At 67.2% G+C, this 25,551-nt stretch carries 26 protein-coding genes; 20 read left to right on the top strand and 6 right to left on the bottom strand.

Annotated features, from left to right (window positions below; all coding sequences use genetic code 11):
* The first annotated feature begins 83 nt into the window (after nucleotides 1-83).
* Nucleotides 84-962, top strand: a complete 879-nt coding sequence (locus VHA73_05625) for a metal-dependent hydrolase (protein HVX17495.1) — start codon at nucleotides 84-86, stop codon at nucleotides 960-962.
* Between the two features lie 8 nt (nucleotides 963-970).
* Here the strand turns inward: VHA73_05625 and VHA73_05620 are convergent, their stop codons facing one another.
* From VHA73_05620 to VHA73_05605, 4 genes are all read right to left on the bottom strand, one after another.
* Nucleotides 971-1,585 carry a helix-turn-helix domain-containing protein gene (locus tag VHA73_05620; protein HVX17494.1) on the bottom strand — a complete coding sequence of 205 codons (615 nt, stop codon included), beginning with the start codon at nucleotides 1,583-1,585 and terminating at the stop codon, nucleotides 971-973.
* Nucleotides 1,586-1,943: 358 nt separating this feature from the next.
* Nucleotides 1,944-3,173 carry a cytochrome P450 gene (locus VHA73_05615; GenBank protein HVX17493.1) on the bottom strand — a complete coding sequence of 410 codons (1,230 nt, stop codon included), beginning with the start codon at nucleotides 3,171-3,173 and terminating at the stop codon, nucleotides 1,944-1,946.
* 8 nt (nucleotides 3,174-3,181) lie between these two features.
* A complete protein-coding gene (locus VHA73_05610) occupies nucleotides 3,182-4,297 on the bottom strand; it encodes a ferritin-like domain-containing protein (GenBank protein HVX17492.1) in 1,116 nt (371 codons plus the stop codon).
* A gap of 1,071 nt (nucleotides 4,298-5,368) precedes the next feature.
* The gene (locus VHA73_05605; GenBank protein ID HVX17491.1) at nucleotides 5,369-7,276 is read right to left on the bottom strand and encodes an AarF/UbiB family protein; all 1,908 of its coding nucleotides are present in this window, start codon (nucleotides 7,274-7,276) and stop codon (nucleotides 5,369-5,371) included.
* A 148-nt stretch (nucleotides 7,277-7,424) separates the two neighbouring features.
* Between VHA73_05605 and VHA73_05600 the strand changes: the two genes are divergently transcribed.
* Nucleotides 7,425-7,943: a hypothetical protein gene (locus VHA73_05600; protein ID HVX17490.1), complete on the top strand. Its 519-nt coding sequence runs from the start codon at nucleotides 7,425-7,427 to the stop codon at nucleotides 7,941-7,943.
* 76 nt (nucleotides 7,944-8,019) lie between these two features.
* On the opposite strand, the gene VHA73_05595 is transcribed toward VHA73_05600, so the two are convergent.
* Nucleotides 8,020-9,567, bottom strand: coding sequence for an AMP-binding protein (locus VHA73_05595; protein HVX17489.1), 1,548 nt, complete (start codon nucleotides 9,565-9,567; stop codon nucleotides 8,020-8,022).
* An 86-nt stretch (nucleotides 9,568-9,653) separates the two neighbouring features.
* On the opposite strand from VHA73_05595, the gene VHA73_05590 reads away from it, so the two are divergent.
* Nucleotides 9,654-10,790, top strand: a complete 1,137-nt coding sequence (locus VHA73_05590; protein HVX17488.1) for a nitronate monooxygenase family protein — start codon at nucleotides 9,654-9,656, stop codon at nucleotides 10,788-10,790.
* A gap of 292 nt (nucleotides 10,791-11,082) precedes the next feature.
* Here the strand turns inward: VHA73_05590 and VHA73_05585 are convergent, their stop codons facing one another.
* Nucleotides 11,083-11,745 carry a TetR/AcrR family transcriptional regulator gene (locus tag VHA73_05585; GenBank protein HVX17487.1) on the bottom strand — a complete coding sequence of 221 codons (663 nt, stop codon included), beginning with the start codon at nucleotides 11,743-11,745 and terminating at the stop codon, nucleotides 11,083-11,085.
* Nucleotides 11,746-11,935: 190 nt separating this feature from the next.
* Between VHA73_05585 and VHA73_05580 the strand changes: the two genes are divergently transcribed.
* The 17 genes from VHA73_05580 to VHA73_05500 all read left to right on the top strand — a co-directional run bounded on the left by VHA73_05580 (nucleotide 11,936) and on the right by VHA73_05500 (nucleotide 25,539).
* Nucleotides 11,936-12,238, top strand: a complete 303-nt coding sequence (locus VHA73_05580; GenBank protein HVX17486.1) for a 4Fe-4S dicluster domain-containing protein — start codon at nucleotides 11,936-11,938, stop codon at nucleotides 12,236-12,238.
* Nucleotides 12,239-12,246: 8 nt separating this feature from the next.
* Entirely contained in the window at nucleotides 12,247-13,107 is an 861-nt protein-coding gene (locus VHA73_05575) for a DUF455 family protein (protein ID HVX17485.1), read from the top strand.
* Complete coding sequence (locus VHA73_05570; GenBank protein HVX17484.1) at nucleotides 13,104-13,859, top strand: hypothetical protein; 756 nt, start codon at nucleotides 13,104-13,106, stop codon at nucleotides 13,857-13,859. The genes VHA73_05575 and VHA73_05570 overlap by 4 nt, the downstream gene beginning before the upstream one ends.
* A complete protein-coding gene (locus VHA73_05565) occupies nucleotides 13,859-14,167 on the top strand; it encodes a hypothetical protein (protein ID HVX17483.1) in 309 nt (102 codons plus the stop codon). The genes VHA73_05570 and VHA73_05565 overlap by 1 nt, the downstream gene beginning before the upstream one ends.
* A 14-nt stretch (nucleotides 14,168-14,181) precedes the next feature.
* Nucleotides 14,182-15,039, top strand: coding sequence for an alpha/beta hydrolase (locus VHA73_05560; protein HVX17482.1), 858 nt, complete (start codon nucleotides 14,182-14,184; stop codon nucleotides 15,037-15,039).
* Between the two features lie 29 nt (nucleotides 15,040-15,068).
* Nucleotides 15,069-15,494 (top strand): OB-fold domain-containing protein, encoded by a 426-nt coding sequence (locus tag VHA73_05555; GenBank protein HVX17481.1) that lies wholly within the window; start codon nucleotides 15,069-15,071, stop codon nucleotides 15,492-15,494.
* Nucleotides 15,494-16,636, top strand: coding sequence for a thiolase family protein (locus VHA73_05550; GenBank protein HVX17480.1), 1,143 nt, complete (start codon nucleotides 15,494-15,496; stop codon nucleotides 16,634-16,636). Before VHA73_05555 ends, VHA73_05550 begins: the two co-directional genes overlap by 1 nt.
* 10 nt (nucleotides 16,637-16,646) lie before the next feature.
* Nucleotides 16,647-17,846 carry an acyl-CoA dehydrogenase family protein gene (locus tag VHA73_05545; protein ID HVX17479.1) on the top strand — a complete coding sequence of 400 codons (1,200 nt, stop codon included), beginning with the start codon at nucleotides 16,647-16,649 and terminating at the stop codon, nucleotides 17,844-17,846.
* A 23-nt stretch (nucleotides 17,847-17,869) separates the two neighbouring features.
* Nucleotides 17,870-19,141, top strand: coding sequence for an acyl-CoA dehydrogenase family protein (locus VHA73_05540; protein HVX17478.1), 1,272 nt, complete (start codon nucleotides 17,870-17,872; stop codon nucleotides 19,139-19,141).
* Nucleotides 19,142-19,195: 54 nt separating this feature from the next.
* Nucleotides 19,196-20,140, top strand: a complete 945-nt coding sequence (locus VHA73_05535) for a MaoC/PaaZ C-terminal domain-containing protein (GenBank protein ID HVX17477.1) — start codon at nucleotides 19,196-19,198, stop codon at nucleotides 20,138-20,140.
* Nucleotides 20,141-20,191: 51 nt separating this feature from the next.
* Entirely contained in the window at nucleotides 20,192-20,323 is a 132-nt protein-coding gene (locus VHA73_05530) for a hypothetical protein (protein HVX17476.1), read from the top strand.
* A gap of 286 nt (nucleotides 20,324-20,609) precedes the next feature.
* Nucleotides 20,610-21,713, top strand: a complete 1,104-nt coding sequence (locus VHA73_05525; protein ID HVX17475.1) for a medium chain dehydrogenase/reductase family protein — start codon at nucleotides 20,610-20,612, stop codon at nucleotides 21,711-21,713.
* Nucleotides 21,710-22,276 (top strand): carboxymuconolactone decarboxylase family protein, encoded by a 567-nt coding sequence (locus VHA73_05520; GenBank protein HVX17474.1) that lies wholly within the window; start codon nucleotides 21,710-21,712, stop codon nucleotides 22,274-22,276. The genes VHA73_05525 and VHA73_05520 overlap by 4 nt, the downstream gene beginning before the upstream one ends.
* An 81-nt stretch (nucleotides 22,277-22,357) precedes the next feature.
* The gene (locus VHA73_05515; protein HVX17473.1) at nucleotides 22,358-22,966 is read left to right on the top strand and encodes a TetR/AcrR family transcriptional regulator; all 609 of its coding nucleotides are present in this window, start codon (nucleotides 22,358-22,360) and stop codon (nucleotides 22,964-22,966) included.
* Nucleotides 22,963-23,952 (top strand): MBL fold metallo-hydrolase, encoded by a 990-nt coding sequence (locus VHA73_05510; protein ID HVX17472.1) that lies wholly within the window; start codon nucleotides 22,963-22,965, stop codon nucleotides 23,950-23,952. The genes VHA73_05515 and VHA73_05510 overlap by 4 nt, the downstream gene beginning before the upstream one ends.
* Nucleotides 23,949-24,989 carry a TIGR03617 family F420-dependent LLM class oxidoreductase gene (locus VHA73_05505; protein ID HVX17471.1) on the top strand — a complete coding sequence of 347 codons (1,041 nt, stop codon included), beginning with the start codon at nucleotides 23,949-23,951 and terminating at the stop codon, nucleotides 24,987-24,989. Before VHA73_05510 ends, VHA73_05505 begins: the two co-directional genes overlap by 4 nt.
* 121 nt (nucleotides 24,990-25,110) lie before the next feature.
* On the top strand, nucleotides 25,111-25,539 hold the full coding sequence (locus tag VHA73_05500) for a PaaI family thioesterase (GenBank protein ID HVX17470.1): 429 nt from the start codon (nucleotides 25,111-25,113) through the stop codon (nucleotides 25,537-25,539).
* The last annotated feature ends 12 nt before the right edge of the window (nucleotides 25,540-25,551 follow it).

The raw sequence follows: 25,551 nt of genomic DNA, 5'->3' as shown, positions 1-25,551 counted from the left end.
TCCTGACGGTCTGTCCGCCTCGTCGAGACGTGAAACGATATGATGCTATTGTAACATCGTTACGCAACCGAGGAGGAAGTCCCATGCATGACGCGACTGCGGTGCCTGGCGCCTACGACCGGAGCGTCCGTACCCGACGGATCGCCTTCGGGTACAGGCCGCTCGCGAAGCACTTCGTCGACGGCGACATCGTGATGAGCCACGTCATGGCCATCCTGTCGGCGACGTTCCCTAAGGGCGAGCAGTTCTTCATCGACTCCGTCCGCAACTACCGCCAGGACATCGGCGATAACGAGCTCCGCCAGCAAGTGGCCGGGTTCATCGGCCAAGAGACGATGCACGGCCGGGAGCACGACCGGCTCAACCTGCTGCTTCACGATCTCGGCTACCCGACGAAGTTCGTCGATCGCGCGACGGGAATCGTCCTGGGCGTCATCCATCGGCGCGCTCCCAAGGCGGTGCAGCTCGCCTTCACCGCCGCGGCCGAGCACTTCACCTCGGTGCTAGCCGAGCAGCTACTGGCCGACGACCCCTTCGAGGAGCAGGAAGTGCCCGAGGAGCTGCGCGCCTTGTTCCGGTGGCACGCGCTCGAGGAGTGCGAGCACAAGTCCGTGGCGTACGACGTCTACCGCGAGCAGGTCGGGAGCGAGGTGATCCGCTTGTTGGTAATGGACGTGACCACGGCGGCCCTTGTGACGGTGGCAGCTGCGTCGATCGCCAGCTGCGTGCTCACGGACCGATCGGCGCGGCACCCCCTGCGGTTCGCGGCAAGCTTGTTCAACCTGCGCAACTCGCCGTTCGCACGCAAGACGATCTTGCTGAGGATCGCCGAATACCACCGCCCCGGCTTCCACCCGGACGACCGGGACACGGAGGAGCTGGTCGCGCGTTGGCGCACTGAGCTTTTCGGCGAAGAGGGCAGCCTTCGTGACCGGCTCGTCCGTTCGGCGGATAGCGCCTGACCCGAAGGTCAGCGTTGTCTCGCCGCTCGTCCAGGCCGGGCGAGGAGCGGGCCCATGACTGCGCGGAGGTGTCCGTCAATGTCGTCCGCCGGGGGGGCCAAGACCATAGTGACCAGCACCCGCGTAACCCAGTCGGCGAGGTAGGCGACATCGACGGGTGATTTGACGCCGATCGCTTCGAGCTTGACGAGGAGGGGCTCGGCCAGTCGCCGGAGGCGTTCCAGCAGGCTGTCGAGCTCGGTCACGACGAAGACCCCGACGAGCTCGGGTTCGTCGCGGAGCACCTTCGACAGGACGGGATGGTCGATCGCAAAACGCAGGGCGTCGGCGATGATGTCGATGATGTCGTCGGGTCGGGTCGCGGACGAGAGCCGGGGAAGCAGCGTCGACAGGAGACGATCGAGCTCGCGAGCGAGGAGCAGTCGGGCGGCCCGGTCCACGTTGCCGACCTGGCGGTAGACGGTGACGCGAGACACGCGTAACTCGTCTGCGATGTCCACGACCTTCGTCCGTCCAAGGCCGTGGCGGGCGAAACAACGTGCTGCCGCATCGAGGTACAGGTCGAGATCGGGTCCAGGAACCTCGGGCACGCCGAGGGCCTCTGCCGCCAACGAGTCAGCCATGCCTCCCGATGTCCCTTCGGCCATGTCGACAGCACCAGTGGTCGCGCAGTGATGTCTCAGCCTACTGCTCGGCGTCAGACGGCCCTGACCTCCACGGCGGCCTCGCCGGGTCGCCGCCACGCAGCGGTCCCCCGCTCGCCGATCACCGGGTTGTCGGTCGTGATCTCCTCTTGGATCTTCCGCACCAGCTCGTCGATGCAGGGGACGTCCGGCCGGGATCGGGGCCGGAGTCGGGCTCCTCGAAGAGCAGGGTCTCGGACCCCGAGAGCCGGCCCGGGAACCTAGGACATGTCGTCGAGCAAAGCGTGCGCGCCGATCCGCTTCTCGACGGTCCCGGCGGGGATTACCGCTTCCATGATCATGCGGTTACCGGGATCGAGCGGAACCCGCGCAGGATCGGGCTCGTGGTGGGGACCGCCGCACCAGCGGCGCGCAGCGTGACCCCCCGGCGGGCGAGAGCCGCGATCGCCAGCCGAGTCTCCATCCGCGCGAGCTGCGCCCCGAGGCAGAAGTGGATGCCATGGCCAAACGCGACCTGCGCGCCTGCGTCCCGTCCGACGTGGAACCGGTCGGGTTCGGCGAAGGCCCGGTCGTCGCGGTTCGCCGCGGCGAAGGAGACGTAGACGTTGGCGCCGGCGGGGAGACTGACCCCCCCGACTGTCGTCGGCGCGGTGGTCTGGCGGAAGAGACCTTGGACGGGACCGCAATAGCGAAGACCCTCCTCGACCGCGGGTGGCGCGAGATCGGGATCTTGCACGAGCCGCGACCATTCAGTCGGATGCTCCCAGAAGGCGTGCACCATGTTGCCGAGTAGGTTGGTCGTGGTCTCGTTCCCGGCGACGAGGAGGAGGATGCAGAACATGACGACCTCGAACTGGCTGAGCTCGTCCCCGTCGGGCGCCGATCGTGCGATCGCGCTGATCAGGTCGACGCCCGGCATGGCGCGCCGCTCCGCGACCACCTCGGAGAAGTAGCCAACCATCGCGGCGATCTCGAGCCCGCTTCTATCGATGTCGATGTCGTTGCTCAACGCGCCGACGAGTGCCTCCGACCACCGGCGGAAGTCGGCCATCCTCGACGCCGGAACACCGAGGATCTCCGCGATCAGGGTGACGGGGAGTGGGATCGCGAGGTCGCGGACCACATCCGCATCGCCGACGCGCATCCGCTCGACGAGCCCATCGACGAGCCCATCGGCGAGCCGGGCGGCTCGCGCCTCCCAGTCGGCCATCGCCCGCTTGGTGAAACCACGACTGACGATCCGCCGCAGCATCGTGTGCTCCGGCGGATCGCTGGCGATGAGCACACGGGAGCCGAACGCCCGGTCCAGACCTATGCCGCGTCCGCGTGCGCTCTCCCCACCGCCAGGTCCGGCTGCACCCAAGGCGAAGGCTCCGTACCCGCCGGCCGAGGAGAAGTCTTCGGGTCGGTGCAGTACTTCGAGGACGTCGGCGTGACGGCTGACGACCCACATCCGGTTCACCTCATCGTGCACAACGCCGAGGCGCCGGAGCGCCGCGTAGCACGGAAAGGGATCGGCGAGCGCCGCTGGTGAGAACAGGTCGGGGATGGTGTCCGTGGCGCGCATGGCCCTGGTCAATCCGCACCTGCAACTTCGCCCTCGGCGAGCGCGAACGCCTCGTATTCCTCGCCGGTGTCGGCGAAGTCCTCGAACTCGATCACGCGCAGCTCGGTAAAGCGCTCGCGGAGCCACCCGCCATTGGCGTCGAGCAGGCCGAGCTTCTTGCAGTTCGGCACAATCTTGGTGAAGAGCATTCGTTGGAACTCCGCGCGTATGGGCGCGGCCATGACAACGGGGATGGCGTCTTTCGGCGCGACCCCCATGCGCTCCCAGACCTCCTGCTGGAGGAAGCGGTCACGCATGCGCACCGCGGCCTCGAAGGCAAACTCCTGGCGCTCGGCCATTTCCTTATCGGTGAGCTCGGCGTAGTACTCCTTCAGAGACAGGACACCAAAGGCCACGTGACGGGCCTCGTCGCTCATGACGTAGCGGAGCAGCTGCTTGAGGAGCGGCTCTGTGGTCAGCTGGTGCATGAAGCCGAAGGCGGCCAGGGCCAGGCCCTCAACCATGATCTGCATGCCGAGGTAGGTCATGTCCCAGCGACTGTCGTCCACGATGTCGTCGAGGAGCATCCCGAGGTGGGCGTTGATCGGATAATGGCCGCTGAGCTTCGTGTCGAGGTACTTCGCGAAGACCTCGACGTGTCGGGCCTCGTCCATCACTTGGGTGGAGGCGTAGTACTTGGCGTCGATCCACGGGACGGTCTCGACGATCTTCGCCGTGCACAGGAGTGCGCCCTGCTCGCCGTGCATGAACTGCGACAGCGACCAGTTCTGGCTCTCGATCCCAAGCGTCGTCCACTCGGCGTCACCCCAGGATGCGAACGGGGTGTGGCTCAGGTCACCGCCCTGCAGCCCGAACTGGGCCGCCATCAACTTGGCCAATTGCTCCTGGTCGACCTCAGTCTCCCAAGGCAGATCGGTCTCGCCGTTCCATTGAGACGTCTTCGCCTTCTCGTAGAGGCGGCTGAGGGCCGGACGGGATCCCTTCTCATAGTCCCACGTGAAGATCGCCTGAGCATTGTCGGTGACGGCATGGATCGTGGAGTCCATGTCGGTGTTGGCAATCTCGAGGATCGCGTCTACGTCGTCGAGACGGGCGCGGCCGAGGATTTCCTCGTAGGTGGTCAAGTCCTGGCTCCTTGTTCGCGGTGTTGGGAGACGTCGCGGCATTGATCCCCGGCGTCAGGAGGTGTTCGACGAGACATTCGATCGCTGCGTCGGCTCTGTGAAGCAGGCGGCACGATGGCGCACGACGGGGTCAGTGGCACGACCCGCTCGGTGGCGATCGGCGCCGTGACCGAGTGGGTTAAAAGCAAGCGCTCGAGGCTTGACGAAGCGAGACCTCACGCTCGGCCAGTGCGCTGAAGAGCGCTTCCTTGCCGCCGGGGAACCGGCAGCAGGTGATCGCCCGGGACCGCCCGACGCCGCTCCGACGCCGTCAAGTGCCATCTTGCCCACCGCCACCAGGCCGGGCATGCGGTCTCGCCATCGAGCACGGGAACTCTTGCGTAGGTAGCGAGCACACCGAGACATTAGGCCTCTTACTGCGGCGATGCAACAGAAGACGAAATCTGTTGTTCGCCTTCCAAGTAGCCCTGGCCAGGTGTCCTTCCACCACCGACGCCCGCACAAGATGCGCGCTGAGTTGGGTCGTCGTGGTGGCTCAGCGTGTCGTTCGCCGCATGGCTTCCCCCGTCCACCTCGCGCTCACAGCATTGGTGCGTTCCTGCCGGCGAGCGGTGACAACGGCGCTCGGTTCGAGTCGGTGGATCCCCCGCCGGCGTAGCGCCCGATGCTGGGATCCAACAGACCCCTCCGCGGTCGATCAACCTCAACGATCGTCGACGATCAGGCGATCACGACGCTGGAATCGGGGCCGGGCCTCGAACGAGCACCCGAGCGCGTCGTCGGGGCCGCATCGCAGCGACCTTCGACGAAGTGACCGGCCACGTTCTGCGCATCGTCGGGATGCCCGCGTGCATGGGTTCGCTGACCGTCCGCTCCCACCGTCCAACACCGATCGGCAACCCATTGGAGTCCCGGGGGCTCACTCGAGCGGCAGGACGACCGCGCCTCCGCATCAGGGCCACCGGCTCCGCCGGATCCGAACGGGCGGTGTGGTACGCGGTGTTGTTCATCGCCGTCGACCTCGCCCGCCTCTCGCCGCGCCGACCGCCGGACTGCCCGCGGCCGAGTGCGTCAGGCAGTCAGCGACCGCACCCGCTCGCCGACTGAGCCAGCTGCCGGGTGGAGTTCGGCGACGGTGGCCGTACCAGTGGCGCCCAGGGCGCCCAGCAGCTCCATCAGATCCGTGTCCGGTCCGAGCACGGCTTCGAGGTTGCCTGTGAGCTTGATCTTGCCAGTGAGGAACGCCCGGACGGCGAGCTGCGGCTGCTGGTCGAGCACGAGGGCGCGCGCGGTCGCGTGATCAATACTCACGTCGATCTGGGCATGGCGCAGGTAGCCGAGGTCCATCTGGACGGACCCGTCCGTCGTATCGACGTGCGCCTCTACGGTGCCGTTGCCGAAGGGGACGTCGGTGACGGTGATGTTGGCGACCGCCGCCGGCACGCCCGGGGGGAGCGAGAGATCCAACTCGTCGCGTAGTTCTCGCATCGCGGTGATCCACTCGGGGCTTAGGAACGGCAGGGTCACGAGAGGTCCTCCGTCGTGAGGGGTACTGGTCGGTTCGCTGGAAGCGACTGCCGCCGTCTTCACCGGCGACACCCACACCGCGTCGTCGTCGAGCGTCATCTCGAGCGCCGCCGCACGAGCTGCAGCCTCGGCGGGGAAGATGTTCTTGACGACATAGGGATCGGCTGTGAGCGAGTACTCGGGCGCGAGGAACGTCGTGAACTTGTCGACGTAGAGGAGCTGTTTGCCGATGAGCACCAGCTCGCGCGGGACGGTGGCGTCATAGAGCTTGAGGAGCTCCAAGGACTGGGTGACGATCGCAGCGATGTCGAGATTGCCGAAACCATCGGTCAGGAGCGGACCGAAGATCGCCTCGATCACCGCGCCGAGTTCCTCGTCGGTGCCGACGTCCGCGGGGATCGCGCCGACACCCCGGTACGAGCGGGCGATGCGAACGAAGTCCAAGTCGAAGGAGCACGTGTAGAAGAGATCCTTCATCACCTGCTTCCAGCTCTCCGGGAGCTCGCCCATGATCCCAAAGTCCAGGAAGCAGGTACGGCCGTCGTCCAAGGCCCAGATGTTGCCAGCGTGCATGTCACCGTGGAACGGACCGTGGATCATCACCGCTTCGGCCCACACCTTCGCGCCGCGTCGCAGGACGGTCTGACCGTCGAAGCCCTTGGCTGCGAGCGCGTCGAAGGCATCCATCGGCGTGCCGTACACGCGTTCCATGCAGATCACCTGCGGGCCGCAGTAATCCCAGTAGACCGCCGGCGCGGTGACCAGGCGGTTGTCGCCGAACGCGCCGATGGCTTCACGGAACCGGTGCTGTTGCCACGCCTCCCGCAGGGGCACGAGTTCCTGGAACGTCGTGGTGTGGACGTCGCGGATGATCTCCCGCGCGTTCGAGCGCCGGGCCCACGGGGTCAGCTCGAGCAGGCGCGCAATCTTGAAGCCAACTCGGAGGTCCATCGCCATGCGCGTGCGGATCCCAGGACGCTGGACCTTGACCACTGCGTCGCGACCGTCGAGGAGCGTGCAGGCATGAACCTGGCCAATCGACGCCGCAGAGAGCGGCTCGTCGTCGAAAGACGCGAACAGCGCTTCGATCGGCTGTCCAAGGTCCTCTTCCACGGCGCGGCGCACGTGTTCGGCCGGGAAGGTAGTGACCTCGTCGAGGCAGCGTCGGGCGGCACTCGCGAGGACCGGAGGGAACAACGTGCCGGAGCTGGCGACGATCTGTCCGACCTTCACCATGGTCGGGCCAAGGCGGATGAGCCCGTCGACGAGGCCGTCGCACGCAACTTCTGCCACTGCGCGACGAGGGCGGCGCCACGACCGGGCGACGACGGCGAAGCCGACGGAGAACAGAAGGGCGGCGACGATGTGGACCAGGCGCAGGACGTCGCGCGGTCCGAGGTGCTCGAGCGGCGGCGTGTCGACCTGCAGCTGCTCCTCAGTGGGGAAGTCCATCGCTAGGTACGCTAGCGTATGTACGGTGGCGTACATAAAATCGAAGACGCGGCAGAGGCGCCCCCGACTCGAATCGGGGGCGCGACGAGAGCAGCTACTCGACCGGCTCCTCGTACTTGTAAACGAGGAGGGGTTCGGCTCGGTGTCCATGGAGTCCATCGCTCGGGCCGGCGAGATCGCCAAGACCGTCGTGTACAACCTGTTCGGCGACGTCGACGGAGCATTGAAAGCTCTCTTCGCCCGCGAACAGCAGCGCATGTTTGACGCCGTCGTCGCGGCGGTCCCGATGCCGCCATTCCGGGACGAGCCGGCAACGCTCATGCTCGCTGCGCTGCACCAGATCCTCGACGATGTGCGGCTCCGACCCGACTCGTGGCGCCTCCTGCTGGTTCCGGCGCCGGGGACGCCACCGGGCGTGCGGTCCGCGATCGAGTCACACCGGCGCCGCTTGGTCGCCCTTCTGCGGCCAGGTGTCCGCTGGGCGCTGGTTCGCTACGACGCAGAACACCTCGACGAGGAGCTTCTGGCCCATACAGCGATCGCCGCTGTCGAGCACGCAGTACGTCTCGCCCTGGAGGATCCCGCCGACTTCGGGATCGACCGGATCATTGGGTCCGCCGCCGAGGCGATCACACTCGTCCGCGACCGACTCGGGTCAGACCGTTGATGGAGACCGGGCTCAGGTCCAGCCGAGGGAGATGAGCAACGCGAGACGTACGTTGTCTCATGAGATCCACGAGCCGTCAGACGATGCTGCTCCCGTGGCCGGACCAGTAGCGGTCTCGGAGGACCCGTTTGTACAGCTTCCCGGTCGGCAGCCGCGGCAGCTCTTCCTCGAAGTCGATGGTCCGCGGGCACTTGTAGTGCGCGAGGTGGTCGCGACAGTACGCCAACAATTCGCGCTCGAGCTCGGGTCCCGCGGCGGTGTGGTCGGCGAGTTCCACGAACGCCTTCACCTCTTCACCCATCTCGTCGTTCGGTACGCCGATCACCGCCACATCGACGACCTTTGGGTGCATCACGAGGACGTTCTCCGTCTCCTGGGGATAGATGTTCACGCCGCCGCTGATGATCATGAACGCCTTGCGATCAGTAAGGAACAGCCAGCCGTCGTCGTCGAGATGGCCCACGTCCCCGAGGGTCGTCCAGCCATGGCCACCCGGATCTCGTGCATCGGCGGTCTTCCGCGGGTCGTTGTGGTACTCGTAGGCAAGCCCGCCGCCGAAGTACACCGTTCCCGCCTGACCGGGGGGAAGCTCCTCCCCGTCCTCGCCGACTATGTGGACCTCGCCGATCAACGGCTTGCCGACGGTCCCTGGGTGGGCGAGCCACTCCTCGGGCTTCACGAGGCAGAAGCCGTTGAGCTCGGTGCCGGCGTAGTACTCCCAAAGCACCGGTCCCCACCAATTCATCATGGCCTGCTTCGTGAGGATGGGGCACGGTGCCGCGGCGTGGACGGCCATGCGGAGCGAGGAGACATCGAAGCGCGTCCGCTCTTCCTCCGGCAGCTTCAGCATCCGCGTGAACATGGTTGGCACGAACTGCGCGCAGCTGACCTCGTGGCTCTGGATGGCCGCCAGGGCGTCGACCGGATGGAACTTCTCCATCATGACGACGGTGCCGCCAAGGGCCGCGACGCCGATGCTGAACCCGAGCGGCGATGCGTGGTACATGGGCGCCGGCGAGAGGTAGACGCTGTCCGCGTCAAAGCCGAAGACCTCACTGAGGAGCATGCTGATCATCTGCCCGTCCTCAATGGATCGACCGCTCAACGGCCGCTTGATGCCCTTCGGCCGACCTGTTGTGCCAGAGCTGTAGAGCATCAGCTCGCCGGCGGGTTGCTCCGCGAGGGGACCACTCGGCTGCGCGGACAGTGCCGCTTCGTAATCGCCGAGGTCCGCGGCGCCGCCGTCCACGACGAGTGGCAGCCGAACGTCAGGCGCATACCCGAGCGCCTCACGGAGCACCCCAGCCTTCGCAGGCGAACTGACGACCGATGCCGCTCCGGAATCGGCCAGGATGTATCCGACCTCTGACGCCGTCAGGTACGAGTTGACCGTCGTGACGTAGAAACCCGATCGGAGCCCCGCCCAGATCACCTCGAGGTAGCGAGGGTGGTTCTCCATGAAGATCGCCACGTGATCGCCGACAGTCAATCCATTGGCCCGCCATAGCTGCGCGAGCTGGTTGGATCGCTCATCGAGCTGGCGGTGTGTGACCGTCGCGCCCGATCCGCTCATGACGATCGCAGGTTTGTCGGGCGTCGCCGCCGCAGTGCTGCCTGGGTACATGACTCCCCCTCGTCATCCCATCCGTCAGCGGCAGACCATACACACGACATCGAGCGTCGTTCGTATCGTGCTGGTACGGTGCGATGATGCGCACCGCTGTTACCGAGTTGCTCGACATCGAGTTCCCAATTCTTGCCTTCAGCCATTGTCGAGACGTGGTCGCGGCCGTCACGAACGCGGGCGGCATGGGCGTGTTGGGCGCCGTTGCGCACACTCCCGAGCAGCTTGAGGTCGACCTCTCGTGGATCGAGGAGGAGACGAGCGGCAAGCCGTTCGGGGTCGATCTCCTGATCCCTACGCACTACGCGGGCGAGGAGGAGGGCGGCATCGATGCGACGGCGTTGCGGGCACTGGTTCCAGATGAGCACCGCACATGGCTGGACGACCTCTTGCGGCGATACGACGTGCCGCCGCTGCCGAGCGGCGGCGACGAGACGTCCTCTCGTCAGTTCGCCGGCATGCGAATCGACCCCAAGAGCATGGCGCCTCTCCTCGACGTAGCGTTCAACCACCGGATCGGGCTCATCGCCTCGGCGCTGGGCCCTCCGCCGGCACACCTCGTCGAGCGAGCCCGTCACTCGAACGTTCCCGTAGCGGCCCTGGCCGGAGCGGTCGAGCACGCCGTCGCACACGCGCAGGCCGGCGCGGACATCGTGATCGCGCAGGGCACCGAGGCCGGGGGGCACACGGGCCAGGTAGCGACCATGGTTCTCGTGCCCGAGGTCGTGGATGCCATTGCGCCCACGCCAGTGCTAGCGGCCGGTGGCATCGGCAACGGTCGACAACTCGCAGCCGGCCTTACCCTCGGGGCAGAGGGCGTGTGGTGCGGATCCGTGTGGCTGACCACGGAGGAGGCGGAAACGCCCCCGGTGGTTCGTGAGAAGTACCTTGCTGCCAGCAGCGGGGACACGGTGCGCTCCCGATCGATCACCGGCAAGCCGGCGCGAATGCTACGCACGCCGTGGACCGATGAATGGGAGCGCCGCGACGGGCCGGGTGCGCTCATGATGCCATTGCAGCCGATGCTCGTCGGCGAAGCCCTCGCCCGCATCCACCGCGTCGCGCATCACGAGGGATCGGGTGCGCACGAGCTGGTGACCTACTTCGTCGGTCAGGTCGTCGGCAGCATGCAGTCGGTCCGACCCGCTCGGCGAGTGGTGCTCGACATGGTCGAGGAGTTCATCGACGCGGTGGAGCGGGTCGAGGGCCTCATGCGCATCTGATCAGCTCGACCGTCCTGGAGCAGGTCCTTGAATGGCGTGTCCCTCAGGCGCCGGCGAGAGGACCACCATCCCGACGCGCGACCGTGTCCGTCGGGCCGCGCTCGGTGGCTAGACGTGTGAGTGCCCCGACCAGCACGCAGTCGACCTTCGTCGCGTCGGTCGACGCGACCATGACCGAACCCGGGATCGCGACGTCGAAGGCATCGCGCACACAGCCCGCTCGGTCATCTCGCAGCCGTCGGACTTCGACTCCTGGGTGGCAGGACGCGCGTCTCGCGCCGGGGTGCCTAGATCAGCGAGAGCGGAGCGGCTCCCGTCGCCGGGGCCGCGGCGACGGGGCCGTCGCCGGGCCAGCGACGAGCGCTGGCGCCAGGAAGGTCCACAAGTAGCGCCGCAGGTCGTCGTCTCGACGTTGGCGAGGACCGTCGAAGGTGACCATGCTCAGGATCGCCCGGAGGACCCACTCGGCCGCCTCGTCGAGATCGACGCCCGCGCGCAAGGTGCCGCTCTGCTGCGCGGTCTCGAAGTACGGCCGCAGGAAGTGAGCAGTCATGTCGAACAGTGCCTCGGAGGCACCCGCAATGGATGTCGTGATGCCGGCAGCCTCGGGCGCGAACAACAGGGCGAGGTTCTCGTCGCTCTGGATCGCACGGATCGTGAAGAGGACGCCCTCAACGATGGCGTCGCTCAGCTCCGGCACGTCGGCGATGCGTGCGCTTAGTCGCTCGAGGAAGCGGTTGCCCTCACGCAGCAGCACCCCGAGGATGAGCTCGTCGCGACTGGCGAAGTACCGATAGACCGTCGCCCGCGACACCTGGGCAATGCGGGCGACGTCCTCGATGGTCGTCTTCATGACCCCAAAGCGCCGGAAACAGGCCTCCGCCGCGTCGATCAGCCGCTCTCTGGCCGCGGTCATGTCATTGGGCACCTCGGTGCCCCATCGAAGCTGGCTCATCCCGAAAGATCGTACCGCAGATGCGGGTAGCGACAGAAGGTGCGCGACGTCAAGCGTTCTGTGTCGTCTCGACGACGATTCGAGGTCCCAACAGGCGGACTCACGCCGTCTGGTTCACGGCACGGCCGGTGCAGGGTGGGCACTCTACTCACGTCTTGCGACAAATCTCGTTTCATGTAGTATACCGTCGATGGGACGGTCGTTCACGAAGCGCCACGGCGCGCCCTACGTCATCATTGACGGCTGCATCGAGTGCGGGATCTGCGAGCGGGTCTGTCCGTACGACGCAATCTTCATGAGCGACGAGCTGGAGTACGTGGTTCAAGGCATTGATTGCCCCAGCTGCAACCGCTGCCTCGGACCCTGTCCAGTCGGCACGATCGTGCCGATGGACGACCCCCGCGCGGCGAGGGTCCGGGAGTCGAACAAGCCCTACATGCTCGAAGACTGGCGGGCGCTCGTCGCCGCCGGGGGAAAGCGAGGAGACCAATGAAGAGGTTCATGAAGCCCGCCGAGCTGGCGCGTGACGAGCGGTTTACCCGTACGGAGGTGCCGCTCGACTTCCTGATGGCCGAAGAGGTCACCGTCGAGCAGGTCGAGGAGACCATGCTGGCCCTGCTCGGCAACGAGGAGGTCCGGGAGATGGTCGCCGACCAAGGCGGGGCGGCAAGCAGTCTCCTTCGCCGGGTCCGACCCGACGAGGACGAGGCGCCGGTCTTCATCAAGAGCCAGATGCACGGCATTTTCATGGGGGAGATGCAAGCTCTGGAGGCCGCCGGCCGCAGCGCCTGGGACTTCACGGATGACGACGAGCTCCCTTGGAAGTTCCAGCTGGACATGGCCCGGCAGTGCTGGGACGAGACCCGACACGTCGAGGCCTACGCGGCCCTCCTCGAGCATGTGAACTGCGAGATCGGCGAGTTCTCGGAGAACCTTTTCCTCTTCGAGTTCGGGTGTTCGGATGACCCCGCCGAGCGCGTGGTCGGTGTCAACCGCTGCCTCGAAGGTCTCGCTCTCGACGTCTTCAACGACACCATCCGCTTCGGCAAGCAGGCCGATGACGAGGCGATCTGGCGGTCGGTCGACTACGTGTCCGCCGACGAGGTGACCCACGTCCGCTTCGGTCAGGTCTGGTCAAAGGCCCTCACCGCGGACGATCCGGCTCGGCGCAAGAAGGTCGTCGAGTTCCAGCGCAAGGTGGACCGGGCCTTTAGCCTCGGCGGCACGCGCGGGGCCTATGACGCGAATGGCACGTCGGGCTTCCTTCCGCTCGCGATCGAGTTCCGCAAGGCCGCGGGGTTCTCCGACGAGGACATCGCCGACGTCGCCGGCTCGGCGCCGAAGGTAGTGGCCTCGCGATGACCACCACCAACGGCAACGGGGCGCACCACGGGCCGGTCGTCGAGGGTTACGGCCCCAAGCGGCACGCACAGCCCTTCCCCTACTGGGACCGTCGTCGGCTCATCGGGGAGTGGACCGTCGAGGAGTCCGTCGAACGTATCGTCAACTACAAGTGGGCGGAACAGCAACTGTCCGCCGCCCTCGGCGGGTGGGTGGCCACCATCCCGGAGCTAGACGTCAAGTCGATGCTCGGGCCCGCCTGCTACCAGCATGCGTGGCACGCCGATCTGTGGCGCATCCGTCTCCCAGAGCTGCGAGAGAACGACGAGAACCGCGCCGAGCCGGCGAACGAGGCGTTCGCGCAGTTCATGAGCGAGTTGACGAGCCCGGACGACGCCGACGCCACCATCGAGAAGCTGGTCGGGACGTTTCGGGTCCTCGTCCCGCACCTCCTCGCGACCTACTCATTCCACCAGCGAGTCACGTCCGACATCGTCGACGCCCCGACTGTGCGGAATCTCAAGTTCATGATCGACGACGACATCGAGCAGATCATCACCGGCGAAATGATGATTCAGGACCTTGCCCGTACGACGAAGCTGCGAACGCGTGCTGGCAAGTGGCAAACCCACCTCGACGTCCTCCTCGCGAAGAGCGGTGGGGCCGCTGGCCCGGCGACGCTCGGCGGGCGCTCTCGGATCGTCGCTCCTGAGCGGGCTGTGCTCGGCGCAGCGCTCCGGCAGCGTCGAGAGCTCGCCGCCCTGCGAACCTGATGGCGGACGCCGCGGGGTTCTACGACGCAGAGGGCGTAGCCGAGACCCTGGCCATCGAGAGGCGGCTGCGCGACCGCGGGTTTGCCGACGTCATCGACGTCTTGAAGCTTGGCGGTCACTTCGACTTCGATGCCCGAGACGTCGCGGGCATCGTGCGCGAGGCCAATCGGTACCTCCTCCACCAGGAGACGGTCGACCTCGCCGGCGCACGGATCCTCTCCGCCCTCGGCGAGGTCGCCGTGAAAGCGCAGGCGTTCGACGCCATAGCTGCAATTGTCCGCCGCACCGCCCGTGCCCGTACCCCCTGACCCAGGAAGCTTTGTTGCACACGACCTTCATCGGCGCGGCTGGGCACCTTGCAGCCGACAGTTTCGGTCCGCCCACAGCCACACCCGTGCTGCTCCTCCATGGGGGCGGGCAGACCCGCCACTCCTGGGCCGGCGCCGCTCAGCGCCTTGCCGCCGACGGGTGGCGGGCGATCACCGTCGACCTGCGCGGCCACGGTGACAGCGACTGGGACCCAGCGGGCGACTACCGGATCGACGCGTTCGCTGCCGACGTGCGGGCCATCGTCGACCAACTCGACACGCCACCTGTGCTCGTCGGGGCGTCTCTGGGCGGGCTGGCATCGCTGATCGCCGCCGGTGAGGCACCCGCTGTCGAGCATCGCGCGCTCGTGCTCGTCGACATCGCCGTCGACATCGAGGACGATGCCGTGTCCCGAATCGTGTCCTTCATGGGCGGCGCCCGCGACGGTTTCGCCAGCCTCGAGGACGCCGGAGACGCCATCGCGATCTACCGCGGCGGGGTACGGCCGAGCGACCTCAGCGGTTTGGAGAAGAACCTCCGCCTGGACGACGACGGGCGCTGGCGCTGGCATTGGGATCCGAAGTTCCTCGATGGTGACCTCACTCCCCGCAGCTCTCGACCCCCCGGTCGGCTAGAGGCCGCAGCGCGGTCCCTCGAGCAGCCCTGCCTGCTCGTCCGTGGTCGCCAGAGCGACCTGCTGAGCGAAGAGGGAGCCCGCAGGTTCCTCGACCTTGTCCCGGCCGCACGACTGGTCGACGTGCGTGGCGCTGGGCACATGGTGGTCGGGGACCGCAACGACGCGTTCGTGGCCGCGGTCCTCTCCTTCCTCGATGCTCTCGACGAGCAAGACGGCGTCGACATCCCCGCTTGAGCTTTCACCGACCCTCACTGGAACCAGGTATGCAGAAGCCACTCGAAGATGGCTACTTCACGATGCCCGATGGCGACGAGCCACCTCGGCTGATCGGGTCCTACAGCCCGGAGGCCGACACCTACTTCTTCCCCCGACGCCGCCGTTGCCCGCTTACGGCCGGCCCGGTCGAGGACGTTCTGCTCTCGCCCACCGGCGAGCTCTACGCATGGACGTATGTGCAGTCGGCGTGGATGGGCAAGAGTCGCTTCGGCTCCACGGCCGACGGCCACGGCGTGGGTCAGGTCGATCTTCCGGAGGGAGTGCGCGTGCAGTGCATCCTCGACGGCGCCATGGGCGACTGGGAGATCGGGATGCGTATGCGGCTCGAGGTGTACCCCGTGCTGACAGACAGCGACGGCGACGAGCTCTGCTCGTTCCGGTTCGCACCGATCGAGGGCGCGAGCAGCCGGTGATGGCCCGCGACGTCTACGTGATCGGCGTTGGCATGGCGCCGTTCGGTCAGCCGGACGCGAAGGCGGCCGACCTCGGCTTCGAAGCTGGCGTCGCGGCGCTGGCAGACGCAGGAATCGGGTTCCACGAGGTCGGCTACCTCTACAACGGCTACCTCACCTCCGGGCTCCTGACCGGCATCACCCTCGCCAAGGACCTCGGTCTCACGGGCATCCCCGTGACGCACGTCGAGAACGCCTCCGCCACCGGATCGTGCGCGTTCCGCGAGGCGGTGCAGGTAGTGGCGGGCGGCAGCGTCGATGTGGCCATGGCACTCGGGTTCGACGATCTGAACAAGGCCGCGCCGTCGGTTGGTAGACGTAAGCCCGCGATCGACCAGGTGATCCTGCCCGCCGCGTTCTTCGCCATGTGGGCCACCCGTCGCATGCATGACGTCGGCACGACGGTAGAGACCTTCGCAGCGATCGCGGCGAAGAACTGGAACCACGCTCGACACAACCCTTTCGCGCAGCGCCGGGCCGACCACGAGGTAACCGTCGAAGAGGTCCTCGCCGCACGGATGGTGGCCTACCCCCACACCTCGAAGATGGCTTGCGCTGCCGGCTCCGGGGGGGCGGCGGCGATCCTGGCAACGCGCGAAGTCGCCGAGCGTCTCGCGGGCGGAAGGCCGTTGGTCAAGGTGCTCGCCAGCCAGCAGGAGTCGGAGCGATACACCGAGGGGCACATCTTCATGGGGGCGGTGGTCGGACCCGGCGAGCTCACGGAGTCGACGGCCAAGGCTGCGTACGAAGAAGCGGGAATCGGACCCGCCGACCTCGACCTGGCGCACGTCCACGATGCTTTCCCGATCGAGGAGCTCATGTACTACGAGTTGCTCGGGGTCTGCGGCCCGGGCGACGGCGACAAGCTGGTCGCCGAGGGCGCCACCCGCCTAGGAGGACGCATTCCGTTCTCCACCGATGGCGGCCTGACCGGCCGAGGCCATCCGGGCGGGCCGACCGGACTCGCGCAGATCTGGGACGTCACCCGGCAGCTGCGCGGCGAGGCCGGTCCGCTGCAGGTCGATGGCGCACGCACCGGCCTCGCCCACATGATGGGCGCAGGGGCAGTCTGCGTCGTCCACATCCTCCAATCGAGCAACTGAGGGACTCCCGGTGGACTTCGATCTCCCCTCCGACGACGACCCCCGTCGGGTGGCCGTGCGCCAGTGGCTCGCTGCGCACCCGAACCCCAGTGGCGCGGATCTCGCCGAGGCCGGCTACGTCGTGCCCCACTGGCCGACTCCATGGGGCCTCGACGCCGATCCGATGCACCAGCTCCTGATCGACGACGAGCTGAAACGAGCCGGTGTACGCCGGCCGCTCAACCCGATCGGCATCGGCTGGGCCGGGCCGACGATTCTCCATGCCGGCACGCCCGAACAGCACGACCGGTACCTGCCGGGGCTCTTGTCAGGGCAGGACCTCTGGTGCCAGCTGTTCAGCGAACCCGGTGCCGGCTCGGATCTCGCGAACCTCGGCACCCGCGCGGTCCGCGACGGCGAGGAGTACGTCGTCAATGGCCAGAAGGTCTGGAACTCGATGGCGCACTCGTCGAAGTACGGCATCCTGATCGCCCGAACAGACCCCGACGCCCCCAAGCATCAAGGCATCTCCTACTTCGTCTGCCCAATGGACCTGCCCGGCATCGAAGTCCGACCCCTCATAGAGATGACCGGGGTACACCTGTTCAACGAGGTCTTCTTCACGGACGTGCGTCTTCCGGCCGAGAACCTCATCGGTCAGGAGAACCGGGGCTGGGAACTCGCCAAGGTCACCCTCGGCAACGAACGGGTGTCCCTGTCGGGCGAAGGCGCGCTCTGGGGCAGCGGCCCGACCGTGCATGATCTCCTGGCCCACGCGAGGGCGCTGGGAGCGACAGGAGACCAGTTGGCCCGTCAGCGGCTGGCGCGGCTCTACGTCGAGGGTGAGATGCTGCGGCTGATCCGGCTGCGCACAGTCAGCGCTGCACTCAAAGGTCGCCCACCCGGACCCGAGGCCTCGATTCGCAAGGCCCTTGCCGACGACCACGGACAGCGCCTCATGGGACTGGCCAAGGACCTGGCCGGCGCCCATGGCATGTTGGCGGCATCCGGGGGCGTGGACGCCACCGCTGGCGCCGCCGCAGCCGCGATACCGGGGTCCAACGGCGACATGTGGTCACACGGCTTCCTCTTTGCGCCGGCCCTCACCATCGGGGGCGGGACCTCCGAGGTGCAGCGCAACATCATCGGTGAGCGCGTGCTCGGTCTCCCCCACGATGTCGACATCGAAACGGGCAAGACCTGGGCCGACACCCGTGGCCAACTGACATGACGACAGATCAAGGAGCCGAAACGGTGCGTGTTTATGACGACGACACCATCCGCGACGAGGCGAGGGCGTGGTTCGACGAGCATTGGGACCCGACGCTCACGCTCGGGGAGTGGTGGCGACGCCTCGCCGAATCTGGCTGGGGCTTCCCTACCTGGTCGCCGGACTGGTACGGGCGCGGGCTGAGCTCCCAGCAGGCCGCCGTGGTGGCCGAGGAGCGCCGCGGCGCCGGAGCGTACGGCCCGCCGAGCGGCATCGGCGTCATGATGGCTGGACCCACCATCGTCGCCCACGGCACCGATGAGCAGCGCAAGCGGTTCCTCCCCGACATGGTGGCCGGGCGCGAGGTCTGGTGTCAGCTGTTCTCCGAGCCCAGCTCGGGATCGGACCTCGCCAGCCTGCAAACCCGTGCGGTGCGAGATGGCGACGAGTGGGTGGTCAATGGCCAGAAGGTGTGGACCTCCGGTGCCCAGTACTCGAAGTGGGGCATCCTGATCGCTCGGACGAACCCCGAAGTGCCCAAACACCGGGGCATCACGTACTTCGTCATCGACATGGAGCAGCCCGGCATCGAGGTCCGACCCCTCAAGGAGATGACCGGCGAGGCCATGTTCAACGAGGTGTTCTTCTCTGATGCCCGCGTGCCGCACGAGAACGTGCTCGGCGAGGTCAACGGCGGGTGGGGCGTAGCGGTGACCACACTGGCGCACGAGCGAAGCTCCTTGGGTGCGGGCGCCTCCTTCGGGGGTGGTGCGATCATCGGCGCCCACGATCTCGACCGCCGCGTCGGCGAGCTGGTGGGCAGCGGCAGCGGTGGGGCGATGGCGGGCATGGCGGCCGTCTTCGGGGGTGGGGGCGACGTGCTCAAGCTCCTCGCGGCCACCTTTGGCAGTGCCGATGACCCTGTGATCCGGCAGGAGCTCACGCGGGCCTACACGCTCCTGGAGATCGCTCGCTTCACCGGCCTTCGTGCGCAGGCAGCAGCCGCGCTCGGCCATGGCCCTGGGCCGGAGGTGTCGACCGGCAAGCTCTTGGCGTCCAACATCGTCCGAACGCTGCGCGACCTGGCACTCCGTCTCGAAGGGCCCTACGGCACGCTGGCCCGGCCCGACGCGCCGCTCGACGGCATGGCGCAGCATCTCGCGCTCTTCAGTCCGGCGGTCTCCATCGCCGGGGGCAGCGATCAGGTGCAGCGCAACATCATCGGCGAGCGGGTGCTCGGGCTGCCGAGCGAGCAGCGAGTCGACAAGGAAGTTCCCTTCCGCGCTCTCAAGGTCGGCACGCAGATCTCCGGTTGACCGAAGCTCAGCGGGTCGAAGGCGTCTGCCGTCGACCGCGCGCTGTCGCCGCGAGTGCCGAATCGGATCGTCGTCGTATCACGTTCGACACATGCAACAGAGCATGATCTCTGTCTTGACCTCGTGGAAATGGCAATGCAGGATACGGCGATGGGCCGTCCCATCTCGAGCGATCTCGTCGGCTTCGAGACCGATCCGCATCCAGTGTCATGGGACGATCGTGACGTCCTGCTCTACGCCTGCGGCGTGGGCGCGCGGCCGGAAACCGATCTCGACTTCCTCTACGAGGGTCACGGGCCGAAGGTCCTGCCGACGTATGCCGTCGTGCCGGGCATGCTGGCTATGGCGGCGATCCTCGGCGGCGGGGTCGACATCGACCTGATGATGGTGCTGCACGGTGAGCAATCAATCACGCTCCATCGAGAGATCCCGCCTCGCGCCCACGCGGCCGTGACCGGGAGAATCAGTGAGGTATGGGACAAGGAGAAAGCGGCCGTGATCGGCTGCGAGGGCATCGTCGCCGACGACGACGGTCCGCTGTTCACGGTCAAAGCCACACTGTTCGTGCGCGGCGCCGGCGGCTTCGGGGGTGAGCGAGGTCCATCGACGGCGGGTCGCAACGAGCCGCCTGAGCGTGAGCCGGATCACGTCGTCACGATGGACACACGCCCGGAGCAAGCCGCCATCTATCGACTCTCCGGCGACCGCAACCCGATGCACATCGACCCCGCGTTCGCTACCGCAGCGGGTTTCGATGGCCCGTTCCTCCACGGCCTCTGTACCTACGGCTTCGTTGGTCGCGCAGTCTTGGGCACCGTCTGCGACGGCGACCCCCACCGGTTCCGCGGGTTTGACGCTCGTTTCGCCGACCGGGTCCACTGCGGCGACACCATCACCACGAAGATCTGGGACCTGGGTGCGGGCGAAGCGATCGTCCAAGCCGAAATCCAGACCGGCGCCATCGTGCTGTCGCAAGCCCGCGCCACCTTCGTCAACTGACCCCGCCGGCGCTGCGGTGGCGCCGCCGACCAGCAATCGAGGTCCCGTCCCGTGTCCGACCGAGCCCCTTCCGACGCCTGGATCGATGCTGTCCACGCCAGGCGAAGCGCACTGGCCGCCGCTGCCATGAAGGACCCGCTCGTGAACAGCACCGTCACGGGCGAGCCGGACGATGACCGGTGACGTGCGCCTCACCGGTGGGCACATCGGGCGCGGCCGCGCCCACGGCGATCCGCCGGAGCTCGCTGTCTCAGCGACGTCGCCAGGCACCCGTTCATTGAAGGTAAACCGCCGACCGCGAAGCCGGCGCCCATGGGCGGCGAGATCAAGGTCGAGGGCAACCTCGTGAAGGTGCTGTCCACCCAGTCGGCTCGTACCCGTCGGACGAACTGGTCGCCTTCCAGACGTTCGTTCAGGCCACGACGGCCTGAGGACGTTTCGGTCCGGCGCAAGGGACGAGACCAGCGCGATGCCTGCTGACGCGCTGGTACTCGAGGCGCCGAGATCGCTAGTACGGCGCCGGTTCGGCGTGCCCGACGTAGGCGAGGACGATGCGGTGCTCCGAGTCGAGGCGTGCGGGCTCTGCGGCACGGACCATGAGCTCTACACGGGCGCGCTCACGCCAGGGTTCCCGTTCGTACCAGGCCACGAAACCGTCGGGACGATCGAGTCGATCGGGCCGGCGGCAGCGGAGCGCTGGGCGGTCGACGTCGGAGACCGGGTCGCGGTCGAATGCTTCCAGTCCTGTAGGCGATGCGCTCGTTGCCGCTCCGAGGACTACCGGCACTGCGAACTGCACGGCCTAAAGGACATGTACGGCATGGTCAGCGCAACCCGGGCCCCAAGCCTGTGGGGTGGCTTCGCCACGCACCAGTACCTCGCGCCCGATTCGATGTTGCTACCGATCCCCGACGAGCTCGATCCAGTGCTCGCCGTCGCCTTCAACCCGGTCGGAGCAGGTGTGCGCTGGGGCGTGACCGTGCCAGGCACAGGCCCGGGTGACGTCGTCGCGGTGCTCGGCTGCGGCATGCGCGGCTTGGCGGCCGCAGCGGCAGCCAAGCACGCCGGCGCCGACTTCGTCCTCGTCACCGGTGCGGGACCACGAGACCGAGAGCGACTCGCCCTCGCTCCCTCATTCGGCGCAGACCTCGCGATCGACGTACTCACGCACGATCCGGCCGCAGAGCTCCGGCGCCGCACCGGCGGCGGCGCGGATGTGGTCGTCGACGTCACGTCGAACGCGCCTCAAGCCTTCGGCCAGGCGATCACAATCGCCGCGGCCAGCGCGCGTGTAGTCGTCGCCGGGACCCGTGGGTCAGGTTCGGGAGCGCCGGGCTTCGAGCCCGATGCAATCGTGTACAAGGAACTGGCCGTGCACGGCGCGCTCGGCGTCGATGCGGCCGCCTACGGCGCGGCCATCGACCTGCTCGTCGCGGGGACCTTCCCCTTCGCCGACCTGCCACGAGCGGTCGTCGGCCTGGACGGAGTCAGCGACCTGCTCATGACGATGGCTGGCGAACGCGACGTGCCGCCGGTCCATGCAGTGCTGGTGCCCCACACGGAGACGCTGTGAACGCACGAGTCGCGCCACTCGAGCTGGACGAGGCGCGACGCGTCGCGGCAGAGGTGGGGATTCCAAAGGAATTCGCCGAGCTCTCGGTGTTCAGGATCGCGCTCCGGAGCCCGAACGTAGCGGCGGCGCTCCACGGGATGTTGCGGCACCTCCTGTTCGGGAGCGCCTTCGACGGTCGACGCCGTGAGCTCATCATCATGCGACTCGGATGGGCGACCGGCTCGGTCTATGAGTGGACCCAACACTGGCGGGTTGCCGGATTGCTCGGCGTCGATCCGCACGACGTCGTCGCAGTTCGCGACTGGCACTCCTCCGACCGTTTCGATGCAGCGGACCGCGCGGTCCTGTCCGCCACTGACGACGTGCTGCACACAGGTTCGATCGGTGATTCGACCTGGAGCGCCTGTGCCGAGGTCCTCGACGACGCCCAGCTCGTGGAGCTCGTCGTCATCATCGCAAATTGGCGGCTCTTCGCCTCTGTCCTGCTGTCGTTGGACGTTCCGCTCGAGGACGGAGTGGAACCCTGGCCACCGGACGGTCAGCGCCCCGTGGACTGGGACTGAACGACGCGACCCATCTGTCGGACCTCACAACGTGAGGCGTTACGTGTCTCGTGAGGATCTGTGGCACAGTGTTTAGACACGATGTCCAATCACACCGCATCCATGAATCGAGTCGTTCCAGATCAACTCGCCGCCCGGCTGCACGCGGCGGCTGAGGATCTCGCGCCGACCACTCTGGACAACCTCGGCATGCGTGAGATCGCGCGGATCACTGGGATCCCTCGGGCCACGCTCTACTACCACTTCGCTAGCAAGGACGATCTGGTTGCGTTCCTGCTGCGCGCCATGCTTGAAGACCTCCGTCACGCCGTCGCCGCCGCCGTCGAACAGAACGGCGGGGTTCGCCTTCGGCTCCGCGCTGTCGTGGAGGCGCAATTCGCCCACCTGGCTGCCAACCCGGCGCTCGGTCGACTGCTTCTGATGAACCTCGGCAAACTCGAGCGCTTCCGGATCCTGGCGGATGGCATTGAAGCCGGATTCCGAGCCCCAGTTCGCAACCTGCTGCGAGAGGCAGTCGCCAGCGGCGAGATCGAAGCCCTCGACGCCGACGTGGTCGCAACTGCGCTCTACGGCGCAGTCACGATCCTCGGACTGGATGCATTGCTTCGTCGCGGCTCGCTGGAGCCGGCGGCGTTGGCCGCCTCGGTGTTCCCGTTCTTCTGGCAGGGTGTCGCAGGAGGCCGTCTGTGAGCTCCGCCCCACTCGCTCCTGTTGTGCAGACGCTGCCGAGCTGGATCCGCCACGTCGCCATCCCGACGCCGTTCCCGGTTGGTCCGGTCAACTGCTACATCCTCGACGAGGACCCCTTCACGATCGTCGATCCCGGCATGGCATGGGGAGACAACACGGCGATCCTTCGTGCTGCGATCGAGCTCACCGGCCGCTCGATCAACGACGTCGCACAAGTCGTGGTCACGCACGGCCATCCGGACCACTTCGGCTTGGCCGGTTGGCTGGCCGACGAAGCCGACGCGATTGTCGTTTGCGGACGTCCGGAGTGGCCGAAGCTCAGCGGAGCCGTCGATCGCACGCCGATGACCGACCTTGTTGCCCGACTCGGGATCCCGGAAGAGCTGCGTGACGTCTTCCGTGCTTTCTACGAGGGCGTGCGCGAGTTGAGCTACGCCATCGATCGGGACAGGGTCGTTCTTCTCGACGATGGCGATCACGTCGCGGCGGGCGGACGATCGTGGGATGCCCACGTCACCCCTGGGCACTCGGTCGGACACCTCTCTCTGTTCGATCGCGACGACCGGGTGCTGCTCTCAGGCGACCACCTCCTCGCGTGCATCACGCCAAACCCCGTCCTGGAGCCGGATGACGGTCCCGAAGGGCGGCGCCGAAGCCTGGTGGAGTACATCGCATCGTTCGATCGCTTCGTTCGGCTCGATCCGCTGCTGGTGTTGCCCGGGCATGGCCCGTGGTTCACGGACGTGCCAACCCTGACCGGAGCGATGCACCACCACCACGAAAACCGCTGCCAGGAGATCCTCGACGTGCTCGAGGCGTCAGGAGATCGGACGCCGTACGAGCTCGCCGGCGAGCTGTTCCCACATGTGCGCGACTTCTCGGTGATGCTTGCCGTCTCCGAAGTGGTCGGCCACCTCGACCTACTCGAGGACGACGGTCGTGTAGACCGATCGACGGACAGCCCAGCGAGGTATCAGGTCCGGTGACCCTCGAATTCGACCTGATGGTCGGAGGCGTGCCGCTGCGCGACGTGGCACCGCTGGCACGTGCGGCCGCTGACTGTGGCTTCTCCGGCCTGGTGGTTGCCGAGGCCGGCCGTACCGCCTACCTGGCCTGTGCCATAGCGGCGACTGCGGCGGATGTCGACGTCTTGACCGGCGTTGCGGTGGCGTTCCCTCGTAGCCCGATGGTCACCGCGCAGGTCGCCTGGGAGTTGGCGGAGGCATCTGGAGGTCGGTTCCGGCTCGGTCTCGGGACGCAGGTTCGCGCGCACATCCAGCGGCGCTATGGCTCCGAGTTCGACCCACCCGGTCCCCGTCTCCGCGAGTACGTCAGCGCGGTGCGCGCGTCGTTCGCAGCGTTCCGGGGCGCGCCGCTCGATCATCACGGCGAGCACTGGGATCTTTCTCTCCTGCCCGCCATGTGGTCGCCCGGTGCCATCGAGGTCGCCGATCCGCCGATCGACGTAGCGGCCGTGAATCCCTGGATGCTCCGAATGGCCAGCGCGATCGCCGACGGCATCCACGTCCATCCTCTGAACAACCCCGTCTACCTCGAAGAGACCGTGTTGCCGAACCGAGCGGCCGGCGCCGAGAGCGCGGGACGCGACCCGACCGATGTCCAGCTCATCATTCCGACGTTCGCCGCTCCAGGGTCCAACTCCGACGAGGTCGAGGTTTGGCGGGAACTCGCTCGCGTGCAGGTGGCGTTCTACGGATCCACGCCCAATTACGCGTTCGTCTTCGATCAGCTCGGCCGACCGGGAACGACAGAGCGGATCCGCGAGCGCCAGAAGGCCGGCGACATCGCAGGCATGGCTGCAGTGGTGGACGACGACCTACTCGACTACTTCTGCGTCAGCGGCGAGTGGGCCGCCGTCGCTGACGGCCTCATCGCCCGATATCGCGGCGTCGCCACACGGGTCGTGTCGTACTTCGCCGGCATGGCCTGGGCGCGGGAACCAGCGTCGCTAGGAGCGTGGGGGGAGGTCGCTCGGGCCGTTCGCGCAGGTGGCTGCGAGTGAGCGATTCCCGGCGACCCGAACCCGGGCGACACGATCGAGCACGTGCGTACTCGTCCGGCGCAATCGCCCCACGCGGATTACTCGAGCAGATGCTCGCGCGGGCGGCCCGACAGGAGACCTGATGGAATTCGAACAGTTCGACCCCGACCTCGCTTCGATGCTGACCGGTCCGGGGAACGCTGGCGGCGGCCTCCCCGACTACCTCGGGATCCGCACCACTGATGTGGGCCCCGGCACGATGACCGCCGAGCTTGAGGTCCGACCCGAACTGCTGAACCCCTTCGGAAGCCTGCATGGCGGCGTCCTCGCCGCGCTGACCGACCATGTGCTCGGCGCCGTCCTCTACCCCGTGATCCCCAAGGGCGCGTGGGCCGCTACCACCCAGTTGAACCTGAACTTCACCGCAGCCAGCAAGGGCGGCACCCTCATCGCTCGGAGCGAGATCATCGCCTTGACGAAGCGCACTGCTGTCGTGCGCATCGACATCCACAACGGCGCCGTTGTCGTCGGCGCCGCTCAAGGAACCGTCACCATCACCGCCCCACGTTGACCCCGGTCGTCA

The organism is Acidimicrobiales bacterium (assembly GCA_035547835.1).
Classification (GTDB): Bacteria; Actinomycetota; Acidimicrobiia; order Acidimicrobiales; family Iamiaceae; genus DASZTW01.
This window is presented reverse-complemented; position numbering and strand designations above follow the sequence as displayed.